The 4,627-nt window shown below is 68.9% G+C and carries 4 protein-coding genes; all 4 read left to right on the forward strand.

Going from position 1 to position 4,627, the window contains the following annotated elements; translation table 11 throughout:
* Nucleotides 1-216: 216 nt before the first annotated feature.
* On the forward strand, nucleotides 217-1,047 hold the full coding sequence (locus AB0F41_RS31410) for a zinc ABC transporter substrate-binding protein (RefSeq protein WP_357430204.1): 831 nt from the start codon (nucleotides 217-219) through the stop codon (nucleotides 1,045-1,047).
* Nucleotides 1,048-1,075: 28 nt separating this feature from the next.
* Nucleotides 1,076-2,077: a metal ABC transporter ATP-binding protein gene (locus AB0F41_RS31415; protein ID WP_357430198.1), complete on the forward strand. Its 1,002-nt coding sequence runs from the start codon at nucleotides 1,076-1,078 to the stop codon at nucleotides 2,075-2,077.
* Complete coding sequence (locus tag AB0F41_RS31420; protein WP_357430200.1) at nucleotides 2,074-2,940, forward strand: metal ABC transporter permease; 867 nt, start codon at nucleotides 2,074-2,076, stop codon at nucleotides 2,938-2,940. The genes AB0F41_RS31415 and AB0F41_RS31420 overlap by 4 nt, the downstream gene beginning before the upstream one ends.
* 92 nt (nucleotides 2,941-3,032) lie before the next feature.
* A complete protein-coding gene (locus tag AB0F41_RS31425) occupies nucleotides 3,033-4,202 on the forward strand; it encodes an acyl-CoA dehydrogenase (protein ID WP_357430202.1) in 1,170 nt (389 codons plus the stop codon).
* Nucleotides 4,203-4,627 lie beyond the last annotated feature (425 nt).

Genomic DNA, 4,627 nt, shown 5'->3' on the forward strand with positions numbered 1-4,627 from the left:
GCTGTCAGTGCTCGAAGCGCATGTGGCGAAGCCACGAGTCTCGAGCGCTGACAGCAGACGCTCAGGGGGCCGAACCCCGCGCGCGCCAGCGCGCCAATAAACACTGCTAAAGTGAAACGGAAACGATTTCCATTAACTCTGGTGGTAGGTAGACCCGTGTCCTTGAAGTCCGTCCGTGGTGCCCTGGTTCTCTCGGTGGGGGTGGCGGCTGCCGCGATGCTCACCGCCTGTGGGGGTGCGGGGGGTGATTCCGGTAAGCCTTCGGTGGTCGCCTCGACCAATGTATGGGCCGATATCGCCGGTGCGGTGGCGGGGCCCGATGCCGACGTATCCGCGATCATCTCCGACCCGGCCGCCGACCCGCATTCACACGAGACCTCCGCGGCGGAATCCGCGCAGCTCAGTGATGCCGATCTGGTGGTCTACAACGGCGGGCACTACGACGAATTCATCAGCAAGGCGATCGAGGGCCGGGATAAGCGGACCGTGGAGGCCGTCGCGGCCCGGGACGCGGCGATCCGGGACGATGCCAACGAACACGTCTGGTACGACATGGAGACCGTGGCCGCGGTGGCGGGGCAGATCGGGTCGGCGCTGGCCGAGATCGATCCGGAGCACGCGCAGGCCTATGCGGACCGGGCGGACCAGTTCACCGGGCGGGTCTCCCAGGTGACCGCGCAGACCGACCGGATCGCGGCCGATCGGCCCGGCGCCACGGTGCTGCAAACCGAGCCGCTGGCGTACTACCTGCTGCAGGACGCGGGTACCGTCGACCGGACGCCGCGTGACTATCAGGAAGCGATCGAGCAGGAAACCGATCCGGCGCCCGCGGCGGTCGCGGCGACCCGCGATCTGATCACCGGGAAAAAGATCCAGGTGCTGGTCTACAACGTCCAGACCGAGGACAAGGTGAGCGAGGGCCTGCGGGCGGCGGCCGAGGCCGCCGGGATTCCGGTGGTCGAGGTGACCGAGACGCTGCCGGCCGGGCTCGATTTCGTGGCGTGGCAGACACAGAACGCCCAGGCCCTGGCCGAGGCCCTCGGCTGAGCCGGGCCGCGACGAACGGATGGATGCAATGAGCGATACCGCGCCTGCGGGCCACCGTGCCGCACCCGCGGTCGATGGGGCGGTTCACGCCAACGGATCGGCCGCCCGGAACGGCTCGGCGCCGGATTCCGCGCCGGTGCCCGGCGAAACGCCCGCCGTCCGGCTCGACGCGGCCACGCTCGCGTTCGGCGACCGGACACTGTGGCGGGAGCTGGACCTGAGCGTCGGCCGCGGTGAGTTCATCGCGGTGCTCGGACCGAACGGGTCGGGAAAGACGTCGCTGCTGCGGGTACTGCTGGGGCAACTCGCACTGTCCTCGGGCAGCGCCCGTATCGCCGGGGCCGCGCCGCGCGCCGGGCATCCCGATATCGGCTACATACCGCAGCAGCGCACCATCGACGCCGGAGTGCAGCTGCGCGGCACCGACCTCGTCGGCCTGGGCGTCGACGGGCACCGCTGGGGCCTCGGTCTGCGCGCGCGGGCCGAACGCCGCCGCAAGGTAGCCGCCGCCATCGCCGATGTGGGCGCCCAGACATTCGCCAAGTCATCGCTGGAAAGCATGTCCGGCGGCGAGCAGCAGCGATTGCGGGTGGCGCAGGCCCTCGTCGGCGACCCCACGGTGCTGCTCTGCGACGAGCCGCTGCTCAGTCTCGACCTGGCCAGCCAGCAATTGGTGTCGGGGCTGATCGACGCCCGGCGCCGCGAGCACGGAACCGCGGTGCTGTTCGTCACTCACGAGATCAACCCGATCCTGCCGCTGGTGGACCGAGTGCTCTACCTCGTGGACGGGAAATTCCGTATCGGCACTCCGGACGAGGTCATGACCTCGGCGGTGCTGTCGGAGCTCTACCAGACCGAAGTCGATGTGCTGCGGGTCCGCGGCCGGCTGGTCGTGGTCGGCACCGGTGACACCATGGACGCCCTCGGCACCGCGGGCTCCCACTGCCACGGCGACCCCGGCACTCCGCACCGAGCGGCGGACCCGGCGGTGGCCGGACCCGTGCGCCAGACCGAACAGGCACGTGGATGAACCAGCTCACCGACGTGCTGGCCGAGATCTTCGATCTCCGGACCACCGTCCATCTACTCGGTTACGACTTCGTCCAGCAGGCGGTGATCGCCGCGGCACTGCTGGGCCTGCTGGCCGGAGTCATCGGCCCATTGATCATCAGCCGGCAGATGTCGTTCGCGGTACACGGCACCAGCGAGTTGTCGCTGACGGGTGCGGCCGCCGCGCTGCTGGTCGGGGCGGGTGTCGGACTCGGCGCGATCGTCGGATCGGTGGTAGCGGCCGTGCTGTTCGGTGTCCTCGGCACCCGCGCACGGGAACGCGACTCGGTGATCGCGGTGGTGCTCTCCTTCGGCCTCGGCCTCTCGGTGCTGTTCCTGTGGCTCGGTCCCGAACGCGCCGGGTCGAAGTTCTCGCTGCTCACCGGCCAGGTGGTGAGTGTCGGATTCGGCGGGCTCACGCTCCTGGCCACCTGCACCGCCGCGGTCTTGGCGGTCCTGGCGGTCGTCTATCGTCCGCTGCTGTTCGCCAGTACCGACCCCGAGGTAGCCGTCGCGCGCGGCGTCCCGGTCCGCGCACTGTCCATCCTGTTCGCGGTGATGCTGGGCATCACGGCGGCGTTCGGTGTGCAGATCGTCGGCGCGCTGCTGGTGCTGGCGCTGCTGATCACCCCGGCCGCGGCGGCGGGCCAGCTGACCGCCGATCCGGTGCGGGCCACCCTGCTCGCGGTGCTCTTCGCCGAGATCTCCGCCGTCGGCGGAATCCTGCTGTCACTGGCCCCGGGCGCCCCGGTCTCCACCTTCGTCACCACCATCTCCTTCGTGATCTACCTGGTCTGCCGGGTGATCGGAGCCCGGCAACGCCAGGTCGCCCGGGTGCGATAGCGCGCCGCCGAACTTGAGGGCATGTGCCTTCAGTCCGGGAGGGTGGGTTTCGTATGCTCGACCCACTGCTCCCGGAACGAAGGTGACCACAGATGATCGACTTCACGATTCCCGCCGACCTCGCCACCGAACGGGACCGGATCCGCCGCTTCGTCGCCGAAAAGATCGTCCCCTACGAGCGGGACCCCCGACTCACCGCGCACGGCCCCACCGACGAACTCCGGCAAGAACTCGTGGAACTGGCCCGCGCCGAGAAACTGCTCACCATCCAGGCCCCCACCGCACTCGGCGGCCGCGGCCTGACCCATATCGAACAGGCCGTCCTCTACGAGGCCGCCGGCTGGTCCACGCTGGGCCCGGTCGCCATGAACTGCGCGGCACCGGACGAGGGCAATATGTTCCTGCTCGCCAAGATCGCGAACCCGGACCAGACCGAACGCTACCTCCAGCCCGTTATCGACGGCCACCAGCGCTCGGTATTCGCGATGACCGAACCCGACGGCGCCGGATCCGACCCCGGCCAGCTATCCACCACCGCCACCTTCGACGGCGAGAACTTCACCATCGAAGGCCGCAAATGGCTCATCACCGGCGCCAACGGCGCGAAGACCTGGATCATCATGGCCCGGCTCGAGGACAACCCGCACCTGCCCTCGGGCCCCACCCTGTTCCTCACCGACGGTGATCAGCCCGGCATCGTCATCGAACGCACCATGAACACCATGGACCGCAACTACGTCGCCGGGCACTGCGTCGTCCGCTTCGACAACCTCACCCTGCCGCAGTCGGCACTGCTGGGCGAAGCCGGCCAGGCCCTGCGCTACGCACAGCTGCGGCTGGCCCCCGCCCGGCTCACCCACTGCATGCGCTGGCTCGGCGCCGCCGAACGCGCGCAGAGCATCGCGATCGACCATGCGAAAACCCGCACCGCCTTCGGCAAAACCCTCGGAGAACACCAGGGCGTGTCCTTCATGATCGCCGATAACGAAATCGCCCTACACCAGTGCCGCCTCACCATCTGGCACGCCTGCTGGCTGATGGACCAGGGCGAAAAAGCCCGCCACGAGAGCTCGATGGCGAAATCGTTCGTCTCGGAGGAACTGTTCAAGGTCGCCGACCGCTGCGTCCAGATCCTCGGCGGAATCGGTGTCAGCGACGAAACGGTCGTCGAAATGATCTTCCGCGATATGCGCCCCTTCCGCCTCTACGACGGCCCCACCGAAGTCCACAAATACGCCATCTCCCGCACGGTGCTGCGTTGATTGGCCCCGCCTCCGGCGGGGCGGGGTTGCGGGCCCCTGGTGTCCCGTGTTTCAGCGCCCGAGACTCGCGGCTTCGCCGCCTCGCTTCGGGCGCTGAAACACGGGACGGCCCGCAACCCTCCAAGGGCCTCGCTGAACTCGGCACGGAGGATGGGCTGATCGGTGGAGGGAGCCCATGCGAATGTGTCGGCAGTGGTCGGGTTTCTACGCCGAGCTCCACCCGATACCGGATACCCCTCGGCGTCGGCGTCCCTCCACGCCTCTGCCACCCGGTTCTCATCCGGATGCGTCCCTTTAGTCACCAGGCCACCCTCGCTGTGCCGAGTTCAGGCGCGGTGGTCGATCAGATGCGCCGCCCCATAGGACCGCGCGGAGGCCAGTTTCGCCGCCGAGGACGCCACGGCGATCACCTCCGCGCCGAGCGC

This window comes from Nocardia sp. NPDC024068, from assembly GCF_040638875.1.
In the GTDB taxonomy this organism is placed as follows: Bacteria; Actinomycetota; Actinomycetes; order Mycobacteriales; family Mycobacteriaceae; genus Nocardia.